The 20,171-nt window shown below is 71.9% G+C and carries 20 protein-coding genes and 2 tRNA genes; 12 read left to right on the top strand and 10 right to left on the bottom strand.

Features of this window, described 5'->3' with window-relative positions; genetic code table 11:
- Positions 1–5 precede the first annotated feature (5 nt).
- The 3 genes from IF00_RS0124120 to IF00_RS0124110 are packed head-to-tail and all read right to left on the bottom strand — an operon-like array spanning position 6 to position 2,787.
- Positions 6–683, bottom strand: coding sequence for a TrmH family RNA methyltransferase (locus IF00_RS0124120; RefSeq protein ID WP_030321309.1), 678 nt, complete (start codon positions 681–683; stop codon positions 6–8).
- Positions 680–1,975, bottom strand: a complete 1,296-nt coding sequence (locus IF00_RS0124115) for an HTTM domain-containing protein (protein ID WP_030321306.1) — start codon at positions 1,973–1,975, stop codon at positions 680–682. The genes IF00_RS0124120 and IF00_RS0124115 overlap by 4 nt, the downstream gene beginning before the upstream one ends.
- Entirely contained in the window at positions 1,972–2,787 is an 816-nt protein-coding gene (locus tag IF00_RS0124110) for a DUF5819 family protein (protein ID WP_030321304.1), read from the bottom strand. Before IF00_RS0124110 ends, IF00_RS0124115 begins: the two co-directional genes overlap by 4 nt.
- 112 nt (positions 2,788–2,899) lie before the next feature.
- Between IF00_RS0124110 and paaA the strand changes: the two genes are divergently transcribed.
- The 6 genes from paaA to IF00_RS0124080 all read left to right on the top strand — a co-directional run bounded on the left by paaA (position 2,900) and on the right by IF00_RS0124080 (position 7,823).
- Positions 2,900–3,952, top strand: coding sequence for a 1,2-phenylacetyl-CoA epoxidase subunit PaaA (gene paaA, locus IF00_RS0124105; protein ID WP_030321303.1), 1,053 nt, complete (start codon positions 2,900–2,902; stop codon positions 3,950–3,952).
- Entirely contained in the window at positions 3,949–4,236 is a 288-nt protein-coding gene (paaB, locus tag IF00_RS0124100; protein WP_030321301.1) for a 1,2-phenylacetyl-CoA epoxidase subunit PaaB, read from the top strand. The genes paaA and paaB overlap by 4 nt, the downstream gene beginning before the upstream one ends.
- Positions 4,233–4,973 (top strand): 1,2-phenylacetyl-CoA epoxidase subunit PaaC, encoded by a 741-nt coding sequence (paaC, locus tag IF00_RS0124095; RefSeq protein ID WP_051820586.1) that lies wholly within the window; start codon positions 4,233–4,235, stop codon positions 4,971–4,973. Before paaB ends, paaC begins: the two co-directional genes overlap by 4 nt.
- Positions 4,967–5,464 (top strand): 1,2-phenylacetyl-CoA epoxidase subunit PaaD, encoded by a 498-nt coding sequence (gene paaD, locus IF00_RS0124090; RefSeq protein WP_030321298.1) that lies wholly within the window; start codon positions 4,967–4,969, stop codon positions 5,462–5,464. The genes paaC and paaD overlap by 7 nt, the downstream gene beginning before the upstream one ends.
- Entirely contained in the window at positions 5,465–6,568 is a 1,104-nt protein-coding gene (locus IF00_RS0124085; RefSeq protein WP_051820585.1) for a 2Fe-2S iron-sulfur cluster-binding protein, read from the top strand. It abuts the gene before it with no gap.
- Between the two features lie 121 nt (positions 6,569–6,689).
- On the top strand, positions 6,690–7,823 hold the full coding sequence (locus IF00_RS0124080) for an acyl-CoA dehydrogenase family protein (protein WP_030321295.1): 1,134 nt from the start codon (positions 6,690–6,692) through the stop codon (positions 7,821–7,823).
- Positions 7,824–7,858: 35 nt separating this feature from the next.
- On the opposite strand, the gene IF00_RS0124075 is transcribed toward IF00_RS0124080, so the two are convergent.
- From IF00_RS0124075 to IF00_RS0124050, 6 genes are all read right to left on the bottom strand, one after another.
- Positions 7,859–8,203, bottom strand: a complete 345-nt coding sequence (locus tag IF00_RS0124075) for a rhodanese-like domain-containing protein (RefSeq protein ID WP_030321294.1) — start codon at positions 8,201–8,203, stop codon at positions 7,859–7,861.
- A gap of 57 nt (positions 8,204–8,260) precedes the next feature.
- Positions 8,261–9,004, bottom strand: coding sequence for a hypothetical protein (locus IF00_RS0124070; RefSeq protein WP_106975874.1), 744 nt, complete (start codon positions 9,002–9,004; stop codon positions 8,261–8,263).
- A gap of 250 nt (positions 9,005–9,254) precedes the next feature.
- The gene (locus IF00_RS0124065; RefSeq protein WP_030321290.1) at positions 9,255–10,754 is read right to left on the bottom strand and encodes a DUF2252 domain-containing protein; all 1,500 of its coding nucleotides are present in this window, start codon (positions 10,752–10,754) and stop codon (positions 9,255–9,257) included.
- A 195-nt stretch (positions 10,755–10,949) separates the two neighbouring features.
- The gene (locus tag IF00_RS0124060; RefSeq protein ID WP_030321289.1) at positions 10,950–11,609 is read right to left on the bottom strand and encodes a response regulator transcription factor; all 660 of its coding nucleotides are present in this window, start codon (positions 11,607–11,609) and stop codon (positions 10,950–10,952) included.
- 37 nt (positions 11,610–11,646) lie between these two features.
- Positions 11,647–13,425: a sensor histidine kinase gene (locus tag IF00_RS0124055; RefSeq protein WP_051820583.1), complete on the bottom strand. Its 1,779-nt coding sequence runs from the start codon at positions 13,423–13,425 to the stop codon at positions 11,647–11,649.
- A 249-nt stretch (positions 13,426–13,674) separates the two neighbouring features.
- Positions 13,675–14,124 (bottom strand): MarR family winged helix-turn-helix transcriptional regulator, encoded by a 450-nt coding sequence (locus IF00_RS0124050; RefSeq protein WP_030321287.1) that lies wholly within the window; start codon positions 14,122–14,124, stop codon positions 13,675–13,677.
- A 196-nt stretch (positions 14,125–14,320) separates the two neighbouring features.
- Between IF00_RS0124050 and IF00_RS0124045 the strand changes: the two genes are divergently transcribed.
- The 3 genes from IF00_RS0124045 to IF00_RS0124035 all read left to right on the top strand — a co-directional run bounded on the left by IF00_RS0124045 (position 14,321) and on the right by IF00_RS0124035 (position 16,106).
- Entirely contained in the window at positions 14,321–15,277 is a 957-nt protein-coding gene (locus IF00_RS0124045) for an aldo/keto reductase (RefSeq protein ID WP_030321285.1), read from the top strand.
- 19 nt (positions 15,278–15,296) lie between these two features.
- A complete protein-coding gene (locus IF00_RS0124040) occupies positions 15,297–15,944 on the top strand; it encodes an MBL fold metallo-hydrolase (RefSeq protein ID WP_030321283.1) in 648 nt (215 codons plus the stop codon).
- Between the two features lie 88 nt (positions 15,945–16,032).
- Positions 16,033–16,106 (top strand) — tRNA-Met (locus IF00_RS0124035).
- A gap of 352 nt (positions 16,107–16,458) precedes the next feature.
- Here the strand turns inward: IF00_RS0124035 and IF00_RS0124030 are convergent.
- Positions 16,459–16,545 (bottom strand) — tRNA-Leu (locus tag IF00_RS0124030).
- A 544-nt stretch (positions 16,546–17,089) separates the two neighbouring features.
- On the opposite strand from IF00_RS0124030, the gene IF00_RS0124025 reads away from it, so the two are divergent.
- The 3 genes from IF00_RS0124025 to IF00_RS0124015 all read left to right on the top strand — a co-directional run bounded on the left by IF00_RS0124025 (position 17,090) and on the right by IF00_RS0124015 (position 20,167).
- A complete protein-coding gene (locus IF00_RS0124025) occupies positions 17,090–17,959 on the top strand; it encodes an FHA domain-containing protein (RefSeq protein ID WP_030321281.1) in 870 nt (289 codons plus the stop codon).
- Positions 17,960–17,969: 10 nt separating this feature from the next.
- On the top strand, positions 17,970–18,494 hold the full coding sequence (locus IF00_RS0124020) for an FHA domain-containing protein FhaB/FipA (protein WP_030321277.1): 525 nt from the start codon (positions 17,970–17,972) through the stop codon (positions 18,492–18,494).
- Between the two features lie 179 nt (positions 18,495–18,673).
- A complete protein-coding gene (locus IF00_RS0124015) occupies positions 18,674–20,167 on the top strand; it encodes a Stp1/IreP family PP2C-type Ser/Thr phosphatase (RefSeq protein ID WP_030321275.1) in 1,494 nt (497 codons plus the stop codon).
- The last annotated feature ends 4 nt before the right edge of the window (positions 20,168–20,171 follow it).

Genomic DNA, 20,171 nt, shown 5'->3' with positions numbered 1-20,171 from the left:
ATCTCCTAGGGGGTCTCGATCTCCGCGTAGCGCTGGACCCACGCGTGCATGGCGATGGCGGCGGCCGCTCCCGCGTTGATCGAGCGGGTCGAGCCGAACTGGGCGATCGAGCAGACCGTCTCCACATGGGCGCGGGCCTCCTCGGTGAGCCCCGGGCCCTCCTGCCCGAAGAGCAGCACGCAGCGGCGGGGCAGCACGGTCCGCTCCAGCGGTACGGCACCGGGCAGGTTGTCGATGCCGATGACCGGGATGCCCTCGGCCGCCGCCCACGAGGTCAGCGACTCGGTGTCCGGGTGGTGCCGGACGTGCTGGTAGCGGTCGGTGACCATGGCCCCGCGCCGGTTCCAGCGCCGCCGGCCCACGATGTGGACCTCCTTCGCCAGGAACGCGTTGGCCGTCCGTACCACCGAACCGATGTTGAAGTCGTGGCCCCAGTTCTCCACGGCCACGTGGAAGTCGTGCCGCCGGGTGTCCAGGTCGGCGACGACCGCCTCCCGCGTCCAGTACCGGTAGCGGTCCACGACATTGCGCCGGTCGCCCCCGGCGAGCAGCTCGGGGTCGTACCGCTCGTCCTCGGGCCACGGCTCGGGGTGCGGCCCGACGCCGATCTCGGGGCCGAAGCCCTCGTCGTACTGGACCGGCTCCGACGCCTCGGGCGCTGCCGTCTCTTCGGTGGTGCTCACCCGACGAGGGTACGGGGACCGTGCTCCTCACCCGTACGGCGCTGCTCGGGCACCGTCCCGGCGGGTGTCCGCCGCCACAACCGGTCCCTGCCCCGTACGACCCGGGCGCCGAGCGCCACCAGGAACGGCGTCGGCAGGAACACGGCGTCGGCGGAGATCATCGCGAGCGAGAAGACCGGCAGCCCGAGGAGCACCGCGATCCCGGCGTGCTCCAGCATCATCGCGACGAGCAGGACGTTCTTGACCTTGCGGTGGAAGAGCGTGAACGGGAAGGCGACCTGCACGATCACCGTGCCGTAGGTCAGCAGCATCACCATGACCCCGCTGGTCCCGAGCAGCTCGGAGAGGGCGGGCCAGGGCGTGAAGTAGTCGAGGTTGAGCGGGTAGAACAGCGCGGTGCCGTCCTGCCAGCGCGAGCCCTGGATCTTGTACCAGCCGGCCGTGGCGTAGATCAGACAGACCTCCGCCATGATCACGACGAGGGCGGTGTTGTGCGCGAGGTTCGCGAGGGCGTCGAGCAGGGTGCGAGGCTCCCCGGGCGCAAACCGGCACACCAGCCACCACAGCCCGTTCCCCAGCCACAGGACCCACAGCAGCACCGGAAGCCACCACTCGCCGGTGACCTGGCTGAACCAGGTGGTGGCGAGGAGGAAGCCGCCGAGCACCGTCCACAGGAGGGGGCCGACGGGATCGTGGCGCGCGGGTTCTCCGGCGGCCGCGGCGCCGGCCGCGCGGGCTGCCCGACGGGCGTCGAGGGACCACACCTGGGAGCAGCGGGTCAGCACGAGGTAGATCGCGGCGAGGTGCAGGACGTTGTCGCCGCCGTCGCCGACGAAGACGGACCGGTTCTGCAGCGAGAGCACGCCGGCCATGAAGACCACCGACACGGCGCGGGTTCGCCAGCCGACCAGGAGCAGCACGGCCGAGAGCACGGCGAGCCCGTAGACGAGCTCGAACCAGAGCCGGCCGTCCGACCACATGAGCACGGTGAAGGACCGGTTGTCGGCGATCAGCCGGCGGGCCATCTCCCAGGACCAGGGGCCGTCGGGGCCGTACAGCTCGTGCCGGAACGGCAGCTCGCGCAGCAGGAAGACCAGCCAGGTCAGCGAGAAGCCGATCCGCACGATCGCGGTCTGGTACGGGCCGAGGGAACGGCCTGTGACGTTCTGGACGGCGCGGGCGAGCCGACGGTCGAAGGGCTCGCGGGCACGGCCACGCGTGGGCGTGGGAGCGGCGGAGGAGGCAGGAGCGGGGCCGGGGCCAGGAGCGGGTCTGGGGGTGGGAGTGCTCATCGGCCCGCCTCCGTGCGGCTTCGGTCGACCCCGGCGGGCCGGTCGGCGTCGGTGACCGGCCACCACGGGAAGTCACGGTAGGAGGGAGCGGTGTCGTTCTTCTCGGAGCTCCACCCGGGGGCGGGGACCGCCCGGGTGACGGTACGCAGCTGGACGCGCTCCACGTCACCGGACAGGTCCGCGAGGCGGAGCATCGCGATGCGGCGCATGTACTCCTCCGAGAGACGGCCGCGCATCCCGTTGGGGGTGTGGTCGTCGGAGTGCGAGTTGAGGTAGAAGTCCACGGCCCGCCGGAGCTCGTTCTGCTGGGCGTGGCTGGGCATCGGGTTGTGCCGGATCGCCTCGGTGTCCTGGGCGGTGAGATCGATCCAGCCGGTGGTCCGGCGGCTGCCGTCGGCGGCGACGATCTCGGCCCGGACCTCGACGGAGACGTTCTGCTGGAGCGGGTTGGGCGCGAAGAGCTTCCAGTTCTGTTCGAACTCGGGATAGACCCAGTCGTCGACGGCCTGACCGTGCCGTTTGGTCAGCGTGTTGGACGGCGCGACGTGCAGGAACACCATCGCCAGATGGACGCACGCGAAGACCCCGGCGACGGCGAGCGCCACGGCGAGGACGACTTGGTAGGGCATCGACAGGGCCATGATCCCGACGCCCCCGCGGTCCGCCGCGGGCGACCCGCCCGAGCCGTCGGCCGTGGGGCCCGTGAAGGGCTCTGTCACGGGGCCCGGCGGGGCCTCGATCCCGGTGCCGGCCGGGGGCGTCGGACGGCCGTCGTCCGCGTCGGCGGCGCCTTTTTCGACGTACGCGTCCATCCCGCCCCGATCCCGATCGGCTCACCTCGGTTATCCACAGGGTTGACACCATACGGGCCGCCGACTCACCATTGAAGCTATTCAACCGAACGATCGGTCGGTAGGGAGTCCGATGACCGCAGTGACGGCAGGGACGGCAGAGACCACGGGCGCGCCCGGCGTGTCGGACGCGGCCGTGGCGGCGGAGCAGGCCGCCTACGAGGCCGTGTTCGACGCCGCAGTGGCCGCCGACGAGCGGATCGAGCCGCGCGACTGGATGCCCGAGGCCTATCGCGCCTCGCTCGTCCGGCAGATCGCGCAGCACGCCCACTCCGAGATCATCGGCATGCAGCCGGAGGCGAACTGGATCACCCGCGCGCCCTCGCTGCGGCGCAAGGCGATCCTCATGGCGAAGGTCCAGGACGAGGCCGGCCACGGCCTGTACCTGTACAGCGCGGCGGAGACCCTCGGCACCAGCCGCGACGAGCTGCTCGACAAGCTCCACTCGGGCCGCCAGAAGTACTCCTCCATCTTCAACTACCCCACGCTGACCTGGGCCGACGTCGGCGCGATCGGCTGGCTCGTGGACGGCGCCGCGATCACCAACCAGGTCCCGCTGTGCCGCTGCTCCTACGGGCCGTACGCCCGCGCGATGGTCAGGGTCTGCAAGGAGGAGTCCTTCCACCAGCGCCAGGGGTACGAGGCGCTGCTCGCCCTCTCCCGTGGCACCGAGGCGCAGCACGCCATGGCGCAGGACGCCGTGGACCGGTGGTGGTGGCCCTCGCTGATGATGTTCGGCCCGCCGGACGACGAGTCCACCCACACCGCCCAGGCGATGGCCTGGAAGATCAAGCGCCACTCCAACGACGAGCTGCGGCAGCGCTTCGTCGACATCGCCGTGCCCCAGGCCGAGGCGCTCGGACTCACCCTCCCCGACCCCGACCTCCGGTGGAACGAGGAGCGCGGGCACTACGACTTCGGCGCCATCGACTGGGCCGAGTTCTGGGACGTCCTCAAGGGCAACGGCCCCTGCAACGAGGAGCGGCTGAGCCGTCGGCGTCAGGCCCACGAGGACGGCGCCTGGGTCAGAGAGGCCGCGGCGGCCCACGCGGAGAAGCACCGCGTGGACAAGCACCACGCCGAGCAGCACCAGCACACCGGCAAGCACGGGGAGGCACAGGCATGACGAGCGACAGTTGGCCGCTGTGGGAGGTGTTCGTGCGCTCCCGCCGCGGGCTGTCCCACACCCACGCGGGCAGTCTCCACGCACCCGACGCGGAGATGGCCCTGCGCAACGCCCGTGACCTGTACACCCGCAGGAGCGAGGGCGTGTCCATCTGGGTCGTGCCCTCCGCGGAGATCACCGCCTCCTCGCCCGACGAGAAGGACCCGTTCTTCGAGCCGGCCGCGGACAAGCCCTACCGCCACCCGACGTTCTACGAGATCCCGGAGGGGGTGAAGCACCTGTGAGCACCACCCCGGTCACGAGCGGGGCCGCCGTGATCACCGGCGCCGCCCTCGCCCTCGGCGACGACGCCCTCGTCCTCTCCCACCGCCTGGGGGAGTGGGCGGGATCCGCCCCCGTCCTGGAGGAGGAGGTGGCCCTGGCCAACATCGCGCTCGACCTCCTCGGCCAGGCCCGCATCCTGCTGTCCCTCGTCGGCGACGAGGACGAACTGGCGTACCTCCGCGAGGAGCGCTCCTTCCGGAACGCGCAGCTGGTCGAACAGCCGAACGGCGACTTCGCCCACACCATCGCCCGGCAGCTCTACTTCTCCACCTACCAGCGACTCCTGTACGGGCAGCTGGCCTCCGGCGACGGCCCCTTCGCCGGCCTCGCGGCCAAGGCCGTCAAGGAGGTCGCCTACCACCAGGACCACGCCGAGCACTGGGCGCTCCGCCTCGGCGACGGCACCGACGAGAGCCACCGCCGCATGCAGCGGGCCTGCGACGCCCTCTGGCGGTACACGGGCGAACTGTTCCAGCCCGTCGAGGGAGTCGACGTGGACCACGCGGCCATGGAGAGCGCCTGGCTGGCCTCGGTGACCGACGTCCTCGGCAGGGCCACGCTCACCGTGCCCGAGGGTCCGCGCACCGGCGCCTGGGCCGCGGGCGCCGGCCGGCAGGGACTGCACACCGAGCCGTTCGGACGGATGATCGCCGAGATGCAGCACCTCCACCGCAGCCACCCGGGGGCGACATGGTGACCATGACGGCCCTGGAGGAGGAGCTGAGCCGGATCGCCGGCGCCGTCCTCGACCCCGAGCTGCCCGTCCTCACCCTGGCGGAGCTGGGCGTCCTGCGCGGCGTACACGTCACGGGCCCGGGCCGGGTCGAGGTCGCCCTCACGCCGACGTACACGGGCTGCCCCGCCGTCGAGACCATGTCCTCGGACATCGAGCGCGCGCTCCACGAGCACGGAGTGCCGGAGGTCTCCGTCGTCACGGTCCTCGCTCCCGCCTGGTCCACCGACGACATCAGCGAGGAAGGGCGGCGCAAGCTCGCCGAGTTCGGCGTCGCGCCACCGCGCCCCCAGGGCCCGGACGGAGGCCCGGTAGCACTGACCCTCGCGATCCGCTGCCCCCACTGCGGCTCCACCGACACCGAACTCCTCAGCCGCTTCTCCTCCACCGCGTGCAAGGCTCTGCGCCGCTGCACCGCCTGCCGCGAACCGTTCGACCACTTCAAGGAGCTGTAGATGGAGTCCTCAGGCGTGGGCGCCCGGGCCGGCGGACGGGCCGGGTTCCATCCCCTCAGGGTGAGCGAGGTCGAGCAGCTCACGGACGACTCCGTGGCGGTCACCTTCGCCGTCCCGCCCGAGCTCCACGACACGTACCGGCACCTCCCCGGCCAGCACCTCGCCCTGCGCCGCACGGGCGAACACGGGGAGGAGGTCCGGCGCACGTACTCGATCTGCGCCCCCGCCACCCCGCCCGGCGAGGCCCCCGTCCTCCGCGTCGGCATCCGGCTCGTGGACGGCGGCGCCTTCTCGACGTACGCCCTCAAGGAGCTGGCCGTCGGCGACCTCGTCGAGGTCATGGAGCCGATGGGCCGCTTCTCGCTCGCCCCGCGCCCCGGCCACTTCGCGGCCGTCGTCGGCGGCAGCGGCATCACTCCGGTCCTGTCGATCGCGGCCACCCTGCTCGCCCGCGAGCCCGAGGCCCGGTTCTGCCTGATCCGCAGCGACCGCACCGCCTCGTCCACGATGTTCCTGGACGAGGTCGCCGACCTGAAGGACCGCTACCCCGACCGGTTCCAGCTGGTCACCGTCCTCTCCCGGGAGGAGCAGCAAGCGGGTCTGCCGTCCGGCCGGCTCGACCGCGAGCGGCTCGCCTCGCTCCTGCCTTCGCTCCTGCCCGTCGAGACCATCGACGGCTGGTTCCTCTGCGGCCCCTTCGGGCTCGTCCAGGGCGCTGAGGGAGCCCTGCGCGGCCTCGGTGTCGACCGCGGCCGGATCCACCAGGAGATCTTCCACGTCGACGACGGCTCCGCGCCCGCCCCCGTCTCCACTGCCGACACCCCGGCGCACGCCACACTGACCGCGACCCTGCACGGCCGGTCCGGCACCTGGCCGGTGGACCGCGGCGAGACCCTCCTCGACACGGTGCTCCGCTCCCGCGCGGACGCCCCGTACGCCTGCAAGGGCGGAGTGTGCGGCACCTGCCGTGCCTTCCTCGTCGGCGGAGAGGTGCGGATGGACCGCAACTTCGCGCTGGAACCGGAGGAGACCGAAGCCGGATACGTCCTGGCCTGTCAGTCCCACCCGGTCACCCCCGACGTGGAGCTGGACTTCGACCGCTGACGAATGAGGAGCCGGCGCCACACCCCGACCCGACTGTGGCGCCGCCATTCCCTTCCACTAGAACCTGTTCTATCTTGACCAACCGTCAGGACCAGCAGGGGCACAACGGGAGGGCAGGGCAGTGGACTTCACCTTCACCGAAGAGCAGCAGGCGGCCGTCGAGGCCGCCAAGGCGGTCTTCTCGGGCGTCACGCCCGACGCGGTACCGAGCCCCGCCCTCACACCGGGCGCCGTGTCCGAGGACCTCGACCGACCGCTCTGGTCCCACCTCGCCGCCGCCGACCTCCTCGGCCTCGTGGTGTCCCCGGAGCACGGCGGTGGAGGGCTCGACCCCGTCGCCCTCTGTCTCGTCCTCCGCGAATCGGCCCGCGTCCTGGCCCGCGTCCCCCTCCTGGAGACCAGCGCCGTCGCCATGACCGTCGAGCGGTACGCACCCCCGCAAACGGCCTCCGGACTGCTCCCCCGCGTGAGCCGCGGCGAACTCGTCCTCACCGCCGCCTCCCAGGGACGCACCGGCCACGACCCCGCCGAACGCGCCGTCACCGCACGCCGCGACGGCACCGACTGGATCCTCGACGGCCTGCAGACCGCCGTCCCCTGGGCCCACGGCGCCGACATCATCGCCGTGCCGGCACACACCCCCGACGGCGCCACCGTCCTCGCCCTGCTGCCCCGCACCCACGACGGACTGACCCTCACCGCGCAGTACTCCACGAGTGGCGAACTCCTCGCGGAACTACGGCTCGACGCCGTCCGCCTCGACAGCGCCGACGTCATCGACACCGAAGGCGCCTGGGACTGGCTGCGCGGACTCCTCACCACCGGCACCTGCGCGCTCGCCCTCGGCCTCGGCGAGGCCGTCCTCACCATGACGAGCCAATACACCGGAAAGCGCGAACAGTTCGGGCACCCCGTCGCCACCTTCCAGGCCGTCGCCGTTCAGACCGCCGACCGCTACATCGACCTGCGCGCCATGGAGGTCACCCTCTGGCAGGCCGCATGGCGCCTGTCCAGCGGAGCCGAAGCGGCACTCCCCGCCGAAGGGGACATCGCCGTCGCGAAGATCTGGGCCTCCGAAGGCGTCCGACGGGTGGTGCAGACCGCTCAGCACCTGCACGGCGGCTTCGGCGCCGACACCGACTACCCGCTGCACCGCTTCCACGCCTGGGCCAAGCACCTGGAGCTGTCACTCGGCCCCGCCGCGGCCCACGAGGACGCCCTGGGCGACCTCTTGGCCGCCCACCCCCTCGGCTGAGCCCCGCCGGAGCCGGTCGGGAAGCCCGGAGAACGTCAGAGAACGAAGGCCGGGCTTCCGGTACCCGCCACCATCGGGCGCCCGGCACCGTCCCAGGCGAGCATGCCGCCCTCCACGTTCACCGCGTCGAAGCCCTGCTGCACCAGATACTGCGTGACCTGCGCCGACCGGCCACCCACCCGGCACATCACATACGCGCGGCCACGCTCGGCCACCGCCTCGGTCACCTCACCGAAGCGGGCCACGAAGTCGCTCATCGGCACGTGCAGCGCACCCTCGACATGCCCGGCCGCCCACTCGTCGTCCTCCCTGACGTCCAGCACCAGGGCATCGGCCGGCACGGAAGCCGCGTCCACCGAGGGCAGAGGGGAGAAATTCATGGAACCGGCCTTCTCTCGATCAGTACCGCCCGAAGGGTCTCGAGCGCACGGAAAAACCTACTGCACCAGCCCGGCCAGCTCGCTCTCCCGCTCGGAGACCTGCGCGAGCAGCTGCTCCGCGATCTCCTCCAGGAGACGGTCCGGGTCCTCCGGCGCCATCCGCAGCATCGCGCCGATAGCGCTCTCCTCCAGCTCACGCGCCAGCGTCGACAGCATGTCCTTGCGCTGCGCCAGCCACTCGAGGCGCGCGTACAGCTCCTCGCTCTCGCTGAGCCGCTCCTCGGCCGGCACGGGACCGGCCTCCCACTCGGCGGACAGCTCGCGGAGGACGGCCTCGTCCCCGCGGGCGTAGGCGGCGTTCACCCGCGTGATGAACTCCTCGCGCCGCTTCCGCTCGTCCTCCTCGCGGGCCAGGTCGGGGTGGGCCTTACGGGCCAGCTCCCGGTAGAGCCTGCGGACCTCCTCGTTGGGACGGACCCGCTTCGGCGGCCGCACCGGACGGTCGGTGAGCATGGCCTCGGCCTCGGGGGAGAACCCGTCGGAGTCGATCCAGTCGTGGAAGAGCTCGTCCACCCCGGGCATCGGCATGACCGCGGCCCGCGCCTCCTGCGCACGCCGCAGATCCTCGGGGTCACCGGTCCGCGCCGCCCGCGCCTCGGCGATCCGGGCATCGAGCTCGTCGAGCCGCGCGTACATCGGGCCCAGCTTCTGGTGGTGCAGCCGCGAGAAGTTGTCCACCTCGACGCGGAAGGTCTCGACGGCGATCTCGAACTCGATCAACGCCTGCTCGGCCACCCGCACGGCCCGCTCAAGCCGCGCCTCGGGCCGCTCGTCCCGCTCGGCCTGCGGCGTCCCGCTCGCAAGCGGCTCGTCCCGGCCCGGCTCCTGCTGCGGCGACTCGCTCCCGGACGGCTCGTCCTGAGGCCGCTCGCTCTCGGGGCCCTCGTTCGCACCCTGGTGCACGCTCACGTCTACGCCCGCCCACGTCCTCGTTCCGGCTCGTCCCACCCAGCCTACGGTCCTTCCGACTCCGAACTCCTCGGGGCGTCGGTCAGACGCCCAGTTCTGCCGCTATGCGGCCCGCCCGGACGGCGGTGAGCAGGTCGGCGTGGTCGGCGGTGGTGCGGTCCGCGTAGGAGACGGCGAACGCGGCGACGGCCTCGTCGAACTCCTCGTTCTTCCCGCAGTACCCGGCTATCAGGCGCGGGTCGGCACTGTGGGCGTGGGCGCGGGCGAGGAGGGCCCCGGTCATCCGGCCGTAGTCGTCCACCTGGTCCACGGTGAGTGCGGCGGGATCGACGCTGCCCTTGCGGTTGCGGAACTGGCGCACCTGGAAGGGGCGGCCCTCCACGGTGGTCCAGCCGAGCAGAATGTCGCTCACGACCTGCATGCGCTTCTGCCCGAGCACCACGCGCCGCCCTTCGTGACCGGGGTCCGGCACGGTGTATCCGGCGGTCGGCAGATGGGGCAGCAGAGCGGACGGGCGGGCCTCCTTGACCTGGAGGACGAGTGCCTCGCCCCGGTGGTCGAGGAGCAGCACGACATAGGAACGGGTGCCGACGCTGCCGGTGCCGACGACCCGGAAGGCGACGTCGTGCACGGCGTACCGCGCGAGGAGCGGCAGCCGGTCCTCGGACACGGTCTCCAGGTAGGGGCCGAGGGAGGCGGCGACGGCGGCCGCCTCGGCGTCCGGGACCCTGCGCAGGACCGGGGGAGCGTCCACGAAGCGGCGGCCGCCGCCCTCGTCGTCGGTGACGGCTTCGGTGGAGCGGGCGGCGAACCGCGCGCTGGTGTTGTTGCGGGCCTTGGCGGAGACCCGTTCCAGTGTGCCGAGGAGGTCGCGGGCGTCGGTGTGGGAGACGAGTTCCTCGTCGGCGATGGCGTTCCACGCGTCGAGGGCGGGGAGACGGGCGAGCAGCCGCATGGTGCGCCGGTAGGCGCCTACGGTGTCGAAGGCGGCGGCCCGGCACACCTCCTCGCTCGCGCCCACTTCCCGGCCGACGAGGACGAGGGAGGTGGCGAGCCGCTTGAGGTCCCATTCCCAGGGGCCGACGACGGTCTCGTCGAAGTCGTTCAGGTCCATCACGAGCCGGCCGCGCGCGTCTCCGTAGAGCCCGAAGTTGGCCGCGTGGGCGTCGCCGCACAGCTGGGCCGCGATCCCGGTGACAGGGGTGCCGGCGAGGTCCTGGGCCATGAGCCCGGCGGCTCCGCGCAGGAAGGTGAAGGGGCTGGCCGCCATCCTGCCGACCCGTATCGGTGCGAGCTCGGGGACGCGGTCCCGGTTCGACTCCTCGACGGCCCGCACGGCGTCGGGGCGGTCGGCGGCGAGGGCGGGCTGCCGGTGGGCGGAGCGCGGGACCCGCTCGCGCAGTGCCTTGCCGCGCGCCTTGGGGGAGGCTGCGGCCCCCGCGGTCCCGCCGACGACGGCGGCGCGGCGGGCGAAGCCCGGCACGTGCGGCACGCGCACGCCGCCCGAGCCGCTGTCCGACCCGCCGTCCTGTGCTCCGTCCGTGCCGCGCGGTCCCGGCACCACGACCTGGTTGTCGTCCATGGCCTGCCCTCCCCCGATGAGAAAGTCCAACATCATCCGGCCTGAAGGTACCGCCGCACCCGAGCGGCCGTCTCCCCCTGTGGACAAGCGCCTGTGGATAACTCCTGGGGCGGCGCCGGCCCCGTTCCGCCTCCTCCCCACCTCGCCCCTGCCACCCCGTGAGCGGTAGCGGGGCTGCCCGCCCCTACGACCCCGCTACAGCCCCGCGTCCCGCGCGAGCAGTGCCGCCTGGACCCGGTTCTCGCAGTCCAGCTTGGCGAGGATCCGGCTCACGTACGTCTTCACCGTGGCCTCGCTCATGTGCAGCCGCTTCCCCGCGTCCGCGTTGGACAGCCCCTCGCCGAGCAGCGCCAGCACATCGCGCTCCTTCTCGCTCAGGCCCGCGACCCGCCCCCGAGCCTCCTCGGCACGGGCCGCCTCCCGGCCCATGGCGAGCCGCTCCACGACATGCCGGGTCGCCGCCGGTGACAGATACGCGTCCCCCGCCGCGGCGGCCCGTACCGCCCGGATCAGCTCCGCGGGCGCCGTGTCCTTCAGCAGGAACCCGGCGCCCCCGTGCTCCAGGGTCCTCAGGACGTTGTCCCGCTCCCCGAACGTCGTCAGGACGATCACCCGGGCCGCCGGCGCCGACCGGCGCAGCTCCGGCAGCGCGGAGAGGCCGTCGAGCACCGGCATCTGGATGTCGAGCAGCACCACGTCGGCGGCGTGCGCCCGTGTCGCCTCGACCGCCTCCCGGCCGTTGGCGGCCTCGGCGACGACCTCGATCTCCGGGTCGGAGGTGAGGATCATCCGGATCCCGGCCCTGATCAGCGGCTCGTCGTCGGCGATCACCACCCTGATGGGCTGCCCTGCCACAGCTACTCCCCACGGCTCCGGTACGGGCGGGTCGGCGCTAGCGCGCCTCGACCTCGTACGACTTCTTCTCGATCAGCTTGCCGTCCTTGAAGCAGAACCGGAAAACGGGTTCCTTCTCGAAGGTGTCGCTCAACTCCGAGGACATCAGCACCAGACAGTCGGCTCCCTCCGGCTGCGCCGGTCCCTTGCCGCTGAGGCCGGCCGTGGCGATCGTGTCGCCGGACGGGAGCTGGCCGCGCACCTCCTTCTCCGGCGCCCCGACCTTCACCGCGTCGTACTGCGCGGGCTCGATCATCCCCTCCTTCACCGATCCCATCAGGAAGTAGAGACCGAAGCCCACCGCCACCACGAGCAGGACGAGCGCCGCGAACGCGATCCCGCAGCCCAGCGCGATCGAACCGCCCGTGCTTCTGCCTCTTCCCCCACGCACCGCCATGGCCAGCTCCCGCTCCGTGAATGTCCAGTCGGCCGGTCCGACCACGACCGGACGACCCTCACCCACCAGCGGCTTCGTGGTCTGCTGCCGGAAGTCGTCGGCAGCATCGACCAAAGGCGCCGCTTCCGCGAGGGGCGCCGCCCCGTAGGGCAGCATCCCGGCCACCCGGAACCCGCCGCCGTCGGCCGGACCCGCATGGCACATGCCGCCCACCAGCCGGGCCCGCTCGGCGAGACCGGTCAGCCCCTGCCCGCCGCTCACCACGTCCTCGGCGGGCTTCTCCGTGGGCTTCTCGTTGAGGACCTCGACGACGAAGGTGTCCGGCTCGTACCGCAGGTCGACGCCGATCGCCGCCCCCGGCGCGTACTTGTAGGCGTTGGTGAGGGCCTCCTGCACGATCCGGTACGCGGCGTGGTCGGCAGCCGGGGCCAGCGACCGCTCCTCCCCCGACCGTCTCAGGCCGACCGAGGTGCCGGCCGTGCGCGCCGCCTCCACGAGCCCCTCGATGCCCGCGATCCCCCGCGCCGCGCGGCCCGTCTCGTCCCCGGACCGCCCGGGCGCCGCCGCCGAACCGTCGGGGGCCTCGATCCCGTCGCGGAGGATCCCGACGACCTCCCGCAGCTCGTGCATCGCGGTCACCGACGCGTTCCGCAGGACGCCGACGACCTCGCGCTGGCGCTCGCTCAGCTGCCGGTCCACCTCCAGGGCCCCGGTGTGGACGGCTATCAGGGCCAGTTGGTGCCCGAGGCTGTCGTGCATGTCCTGGGCGATCCGCTGCCGCTCCCGCAGCCGCGCCTGCCCGACCACCATGGTCCGCTCCCGCAGCAGCTGGGCGTTGCGCTCCTGGAGCGCGTGCAGCAGGGTCCGCCGCTGGGTCCAGTACCGGTGGGCGAGCCCGGGGGCCAGGGTGGTGCCCAGGTAGTAGAGGGTCGCCGTGAGGGCGATGGTGAGCAGCCGGCCCCCCTCCCAGGGCCCCACGAGACTCCCCCCGACGTTCAGCACGAAGGCGGCGATGAACGCGGCGAGCGCGCGGCCCGCCCCCGCGATGTACCGGCCGGAGGACCAGCCGACGACGAGCAGCAGGGGCCCGAAGCCGGGCACGAAAGGCGTGAGTCCCGCGGTCAGGACGAGCACGCTCGCGGGAAGTCTGCGCCGCACGAGGGACAGCAGGGCGGACCCGGCGGCGACGACGCCCAGCACCCATCCCTCGCCGCCCAGGAGGTCCTCGGTCCCGGCGCCGAGCAGCGCGACGACCGCGGCGAGTGCCACCTCACCGGTGGTCCTGCGCCCCGACCACTGCCCCGGCACCGCGAACCACGCCCACCCTGCGGCGAGCGCGGCCCCGATCCCGTACGAACTCCGGGTCCCCGACTTCGACATAACGTCCACGCTCGCACCGTAGGCGGCAGCCCTGTCCCGGGTCGTCCCTCTTTCGTCGCACCCGCCGTCGACAAAAGTCGCACCCTCCGGCCCGCCACCCGCGGCCACCGCCGCCACGCGCAACCCGCCACCCGCGGCCCGCGGCCGCCGCGCGCAACCCGCCACCCGGGGACCACCGCCGCCTCCGGCGACTCGCAGCCCACCCCGCGCAGCCCACCACCGGCAGCACGCCACCCGCAGCGGAGCCGTCTATTCGAGCGATCCCAGAACAGCGACCGCCCGCTCCAGGTACTCCTCGAACCGCGCCCTCTCCTCGGGCGTGAACTCGGCGCCCAGCGCCCCCTCGACGCGAAGCGCCGCCTTGTCGGCCTTCTTCACGACGGCCCGGCCGGCCCGGGTCGCCCGGTTGACCACGACCTTCTGGTGCAGCTCCGAGGGCTCCCGGACCACCAGGTCGGCCTTCTCCAGGTTGGTCAGAACCGTGGCCATCGTCTGCGGCGTGACCATGCACTCGCGTGCCAGCTGCGCCGCGGACATGCCGTCCGAGGCCGACAACAGCATCAGGACCGCGTACTGCGGCACGGTCAGACCGAACTCCCGCAGCGCCTCCGTCTTGCGCCCGATCAGAGCCTGCTCGGCCCTCTTGATCGTGTGCCCGAGTCGACCTGCGGCGACCGTCTCCGTCGTCGTCTTCGCCATATCAAGAGTCTCCCATGAGGCAGAGGGCGAACCAGCGGCACACATGTAGCAGAGCCCTGTCATACAAAAGACATCTGGCTCTAGTAGACATCCATGGCGTATGGCAGAGTTCTGGCTGCACATGACGGGGCGTCCGGCACACGGAACGAGGTCGGGGCTCCACGGGGGCACAACGGGAGAGGCGGTGCGCACGACCATGCGCAGAATCCAACTGGGCGGCTCGCAGAGGACCTTCGCGTCCGTGGGCATCGGCTGCATGGGCATGTCGTGGGGATACGACGAGCTGGGCCGGGACGAGAGCGAGTCCATCGCGGTCGTACGGCACGCCGTCGACCTCGGCGTCGACCTGATCGACACGGCGGACCAGTACGGCCCGTTCACCAACGAACTGCTGGTCGGCAAGGCGCTCAAGGGACGTCGCGAGAAGACGCTGCTCGCCACCAAGGGCGGGCTCGTCGTCGACGACCCGGCCACCTACAGGAGCCACCGCGACGGCCGGCCCGCGCATCTGCGCGCAGCCGTCGACGCGAGCCTGCGGCGGCTCGACGTGGACCACATCGACCTCTATCAGCTGCACCGCATCGACCCCGAGGTACCGGTCGAGGAGAGCTGGGGCGCGCTCGCGGAGCTGGTGGAGGAGGGCAAGCTCGGTGCGATCGGGCTCTCCGAGGCCTCGGTCGCGGAGATCGGCCGGGCACACGCCATCCACCCGGTGGCGTCCGTGCAGAGCGAGCTCTCGCTGGGGAGCCGGGACGCCCTGAAGGACGGCGTGGTGGCGTACTGCGGGCGCCAGGGCATCGCGTTCATCGCGTTCGCCCCGCTCGGCCGGGGGTTCCTGTCCGGCCTGATCGGCAGCCCGCAGGACCTGCCGACGGCGGACGGACGGCACGGGATCCCGCGGTTCCAGGCCGAGGCCCTCAGCGCCAACCAGCCGATCATCGACCGGGTACGGGTCCTGGCCGACGGCCTCGGCGCCACCGTCGCCCAGGTGGCGCTCGCATGGGTGCTGGCCCAGGGCGAGCACGTGGCTGTCATCCCGGGCACCAAGACCCGCCGCTACCTGGAGGACAACGTGGAGGCCGGTTCCCTGACCCTCCCGCCGGAAGCCCTGGCCGAACTCGCCGCCCTGCCGGAACCGGTCGGCGCGCGCTGAACGAACGGGGTTCCCAGCCATGCGCCTGCTCGTCCTGTCCACCGCCACCGGCATGTTCGGAACGAACGTCCACCTCGTCGCCGCCGGACCGGGAAATCCCTGCCTCGTCGTCGATCCCGGCCACGACTCCCGCGAGGCGGTCCTGCGGGCCGTCCGCGCCCACCGCCTCGAACCCGAGGCCATCCTCATCACCCACGGCCACATGGACCACACCTGGGACGCCGTTCCGCTCGCCCGGCACTACGGCGTCCCTGCCTGGATCCACCCGGCCGACCGCTACCAACTCGGTGCTCCCGCCAAGGGGCTGCCCGACTCGTTCCCCCGCGACCTGCTCGTCGGCCATCCGGACCGGGAGCCCGACGAGGTGCGCGAACTTCCCGAGCGGGGCGGTGAGCTGGCCTTCGCCGCCGGCACCGTCACGGTGCTGCACACGCCCGGCCACACCGGCGGCTCGGTGATGTTCCGTTTCGACGGTGGCGACGAGCCGCTGCTCGCCACCGGCGACACCCTGCTGGCGAGCGGCCGGGGACGCGCGGACGCACCGACCGCGAGCCCGGCGAGCATGGAGGACTCCCTCCGCCTGGTCGGCGACCTCTGCCCGGAGGACACCCGTCTGCTCACCGGTCACGGCCCCACGTCCTTCCTCGGCCGGACGGGAATCCGATGACGCACACCACCCCCGGGCGACCGGTGTGACGTTGGTCATGGCGCGCGGGAAAGGGCGGGCTCGGAAGTGTGTAGAGTGGCATCACCGACGCGGGGTGGAGCAGCTCGGTAGCTCGCTGGGCTCATAACCCAGAGGTCGCAGGTTCAAATCCTGTCCCCGCTACGAGAAGAAAGGGGCCCGGCATCAGCCGGGCCCCTTTCGCGTTCCTCTGCCTGGTGACCCGCAGCCCTCTGCCACGTGACCCCGTGGCCTTCCGCCACACGCCCCCGCAACCCCGTGGCCTTCCGCCACGTGACCCGTGGCTCCCCGCCCGTGTGGCCCCCGCCCCGTGGCCGCCCCCTGACGCGTGGGCTCTTGACCGCTGATCACAGCCCGAGGTCCCGGCGTGCGAGCCACCTCACACCCCCACCCGATCGCTCTACGGGGGCCGCGCCCTCGTCACATCGGGGGATAAACGAAACGGTCGGCATCGTGATCACGATGCCGACCGTTTCCTCGGTTTCCCGAGTTGAACTGGTGCGCGAGGGGGGAGTTGAACCCCCACGCCCTTTCGGGCACTGGAACCTGAATCCAGCGCGTCTGCCTATTCCGCCACCCGCGCATTGGGTGTGCTCCGGACTCTCTCACTTTGCGGTGCGAGCGCCTGGCGACATCAGAAGATTAGCACGTCGCAGACCGTGGATTCACATCCGTTGTTTGGCCCCCGCTCACGCAGACCAAGGTGAGGGAGGGACAGATGCCCGGAGAAGGGAAGGAGGGTGCGGGGAGGGCACCAGGAGAAGGGGAGACGTGGAGGAAGTCGGAGGGATGAAGAGGAGGAAGGGGGAGAAGAGGGAGGAGGGGTAAGAAGAGGGATGCATCACCCGGGACCGTCCGGGAGCGCCCCCGAACCGGCCCCGGTTCGGCGCCGAGCCCGCCTCGGATCGCCCCGAACCACCCTCGATCCGCCCCCGGACCGCGACCGAGCCCCCGCTCCCACAGCCGGGTGCGGGACACTGTCCACAGGCCGCCTCTACGATCCGTGGGGAAGGCTTGTGAGAGGTGACACTCGTCCACAGGGCAGAGAAGGGGAACCAGCCGATTTCCCGACGCGTGGATACGATCAGTAAGCAGTACCAGGACGACAACGACGGAGGAGGTGCCCTATGGGAGTCATGAAGCGTTTCGAGCAGCGTCTCGAAGGTCTGGTCAACGGCACCTTCGCCAAAGTCTTCAAGTCCGAGGTCCAGCCTGTCGAGATCGCCGGCGCGCTCCAGCGCGAGTGCGACAACAACGCGCAGATCTGGAACCGCGAGCGGACCGTCGTCCCCAACGACTTCATCGTGGAGCTGAGCGCGCCGGACTACGAGCGTCTCAGCCCCTACTCGGGTCAGCTCGGCGACGAGCTCGCCGGCCTGGTCAGGGATTACGCGAAGCAGCAGCGGTACACCTTCATGGGGCCGATCAAGGTCCACCTGGAGAAGGCCGAGGACCTCGACACCGGTCTGTACCGAGTCCGCAGCCGCACCCTGGCGTCGAGTACGTCACAGCCGCAGCCGCCCGCGGGCGGCCAGCAGCAGCCTCACCAGCAGCAGGGCCCGGGACAGGGCCGCGGCGGATACGGGTACCCCCCGGCCGGCGCCCCGCCCATGCCCGCCTCCCCGCCTCCCGGCGGTCCCGGCCACCGGCCGGCGGCCGCTGCCGCGGGCCGTCCGGCGGCCCCCGGCCCCGGTACGCACGGGGGAGCGGGCGCCCAGGTGCGCCGCTGGATCGAGATCAACGGCACCCGCCACCAGATCTCCCGCCCGACCCTGGTCCTCGGCCGCAGCACCGACGCGGACGTGAGGATCGACGATCCCGGCGTCTCCCGCCGGCACTGCGAGATCCGGACCGGAACGCCCTCGACGATCCAGGATCTGGGTTCCACCAACGGCATCGTGGTGGACGGGCAGCACACAACCCACGCTACGCTCCGCGACGGCTCGCGGATCGTCGTGGGCAGCACCACCATCGTTTACCGGCAAGCCGAAGGGTGAAGCGGGGGCAATGTCAGAGCTGACCCTGACGGTCATGCGGTTGGGTTTCCTGGCCGTTCTGTGGCTGTTCGTCATCGTGGCCGTCCAGGTCATCCGCAGCGACCTCTTCGGTACGCGGGTCACCCAGCGCGGTTCACGTCGCCAGGAGGCGCGACCTCAGCAGCAGCAGGCGCGGCAAGCCGCCGCGCCTCCGCAGCAGCGCGGCCAGCAGACCGCGGGCGGTGGGCGGCAGCGCCGCGGCGCCCCGACCAAGCTGGTCGTGTCCGAGGGCACCCTCACCGGCACGACCGTCGCCCTCCAGGGGCAGACGATCACGCTGGGCCGGGCCCATGATTCGACGATCGTGCTGGACGACGACTACGCGTCCAGCCGGCACGCCAGGATCTACCCGGACCGGGACGGCCAGTGGATCGTCGAGGATCTCGGGTCCACGAACGGCACGTATCTCGACCGGGCGCGCCTCACCACCGCCACACCCATTCCGCTGGGCGCGCCGATCCGCATCGGCAAGACCGTCATCGAGCTGCGGAAGTAGTGCTACATCATGAATAGGCGCGAGCGGAGCGAGCGAGTCGGGACGGTCCCCGCCACAGACCGTGCCGGGCTCCTGACCGGAGCGACTGAAGCGACCGGCGTGACCGGAGCGACCGGAGGGTGGGCAGTGTGGGTCGAGACCGGCTGTACCCCGATGCAGCGTCGACAGGGCAGGTGCGCATGACTCTGTCCCTGCGATTCGCCGCGGGCTCGCACAAGGGCATGATCCGCGAGGGCAACGAGGACTCCGGCTACGCCGGCCCCCGGCTGCTCGCCATCGCCGACGGCATGGGCGGCCAGGCCGCCGGTGAGGTCGCCTCCTCCGAGGTGATCTCCACCCTCGTCACGCTCGACGACGACGTCCCCGGCTCCGACATCCTCACCTCGCTCGGCACGGCGGTGCAGCGCGCCAACGACCAGCTCCGGATGATGGTCGAGGAGGACCCGCAGCTCGAAGGCATGGGCACCACGCTCACCGCCCTGCTGTGGACCGGTCAGCGGCTCGGTCTGGTGCACGTCGGCGACTCGCGCGCCTATCTGCTCCGCGACGGTGTGCTGACCCAGATCACCCAGGACCACACCTGGGTCCAGCGGCTCGTCGACGAGGGCCGGATCACCGAGGAAGAGGCCACCACCCACCCGCAGCGCTCGCTCCTCATGCGCGCGCTCGGCAGTGGCGACCACGTCGAACCCGACCTCTCCATCCGTGAGGTCCGAGCCGGCGACCGCTATCTGATCTGCTCCGACGGCCTGTCCGGCGTGGTCTCGCACCAGACGCTCGAGGACACCCTCGCCAGCTACCAGGGCCCGCAGGAGACCGTGCAGGAGCTGATCCAGCTCGCCCTGCGCGGCGGCGGCCCCGACAACATCACGGTGATCGTCGCCGATGTCCTGGACGTCGACGGCGGAGACACCCTCGCCGGTCACCTCAGCGACACCCCGGTCATCGTGGGCGCGGTCGCCGAGAACCAGGCCGCCCAGCTGAACGACGGCGGGGCGATGCAGACCCCGGCGGGCCGCGCCTCCGGACTCGGTCGCCCGGCCCCGCACCAGCAGCCGCCCGCCGGCGGGTTCGGCCCGCCCGGAAGCGGCGACGGCCACGGCTACGGCGGAATGCCCCCGCAAGGCTCCTTCGAGTCGTACACCGACGACGACTTCGTGAAGCCGCGCAAGGGCCGCAAGTGGCTCAAGCGCTCCTTCTTCCTGATCCTCGTCCTCGCGATCATCGGCGGCGGGCTGTACGGCGGCTGGCGCTGGACGCAGACCCAGTACTTCGTCGGGTCCAAGGACCAGCACGTGGCGCTGTACCAGGGCATCAGCCAGGACCTGGCCTGGGTCTCGCTGTCGAAGGTCGAGAAGGACCACCCCGAGATCGAACTCAAGTACCTCCCCGCGTACCAGCAGAAGCAGGTCGAGGACACGATCACGGGCGGCAGCCTCGCCAAGGCCGAGACGAAGATCGCCGAGCTGGCCGTGCAGGCCTCGGCCTGCAAGAAGACGGCGGAGCGCCGCGCGGCCGCCGAGAAGGCGGCCGACCAGGCGAGCAAGCCGCCGGCCGAAACGCCGGACGGCGCCGCCACCCCTGACTCCAAGCCCACCACAGCCGCTCCGACCCCGGGTCCCACCCTCACCGCGGAGGAGCAGAAGCTGGCCTCGAACTGCGGCAAGCAGTAAGCAC

Origin of the sequence: Streptomyces flavochromogenes (genome assembly GCF_000717595.1) — a bacterium.
Classification (GTDB): Bacteria; Actinomycetota; Actinomycetes; order Streptomycetales; family Streptomycetaceae; genus Streptomyces; species Streptomyces flavochromogenes.
The sequence above is the reverse complement of the archived record's forward strand: the minus strand, read 5'-3'. Positions and strand labels throughout refer to the sequence as shown.

Excerpts from the sequence above, each read along its gene's own strand:
- IF00_RS0124045 (WP_030321285.1), top strand. The coding sequence starts at position 14,321 with ATGCGCAGAATCCAACTGGGCGGCTCGCAGAGGACCTTCGCGTCCGTG.
- IF00_RS0124025 (WP_030321281.1), top strand. The coding sequence starts at position 17,090 with ATGGGAGTCATGAAGCGTTTCGAGCAGCGTCTCGAAGGTCTGGTCAAC.
- IF00_RS0124065 (WP_030321290.1), bottom strand. The coding sequence starts at position 10,754 with ATGGACGACAACCAGGTCGTGGTGCCGGGACCGCGCGGCACGGACGGA.
- paaB (WP_030321301.1), top strand. The coding sequence starts at position 3,949 with ATGACGAGCGACAGTTGGCCGCTGTGGGAGGTGTTCGTGCGCTCCCGC.
- IF00_RS0124085 (WP_051820585.1), top strand. The coding sequence starts at position 5,465 with ATGGAGTCCTCAGGCGTGGGCGCCCGGGCCGGCGGACGGGCCGGGTTC.
- paaD (WP_030321298.1), top strand. The coding sequence starts at position 4,967 with ATGGTGACCATGACGGCCCTGGAGGAGGAGCTGAGCCGGATCGCCGGC.
- IF00_RS0124075 (WP_030321294.1), bottom strand. The coding sequence starts at position 8,203 with ATGAATTTCTCCCCTCTGCCCTCGGTGGACGCGGCTTCCGTGCCGGCC.
- IF00_RS0124115 (WP_030321306.1), bottom strand. The coding sequence starts at position 1,975 with ATGAGCACTCCCACCCCCAGACCCGCTCCTGGCCCCGGCCCCGCTCCT.
- IF00_RS0124055 (WP_051820583.1), bottom strand. The coding sequence starts at position 13,425 with ATGTCGAAGTCGGGGACCCGGAGTTCGTACGGGATCGGGGCCGCGCTC.
- IF00_RS0124110 (WP_030321304.1), bottom strand. The coding sequence starts at position 2,787 with ATGGACGCGTACGTCGAAAAAGGCGCCGCCGACGCGGACGACGGCCGT.
- IF00_RS0124040 (WP_030321283.1), top strand. The coding sequence starts at position 15,297 with ATGCGCCTGCTCGTCCTGTCCACCGCCACCGGCATGTTCGGAACGAAC.
- IF00_RS0124015 (WP_030321275.1), top strand. The coding sequence starts at position 18,674 with ATGACTCTGTCCCTGCGATTCGCCGCGGGCTCGCACAAGGGCATGATC.
- paaA (WP_030321303.1), top strand. The coding sequence starts at position 2,900 with ATGACCGCAGTGACGGCAGGGACGGCAGAGACCACGGGCGCGCCCGGC.
- IF00_RS0124050 (WP_030321287.1), bottom strand. The coding sequence starts at position 14,124 with ATGGCGAAGACGACGACGGAGACGGTCGCCGCAGGTCGACTCGGGCAC.
- IF00_RS0124020 (WP_030321277.1), top strand. The coding sequence starts at position 17,970 with ATGTCAGAGCTGACCCTGACGGTCATGCGGTTGGGTTTCCTGGCCGTT.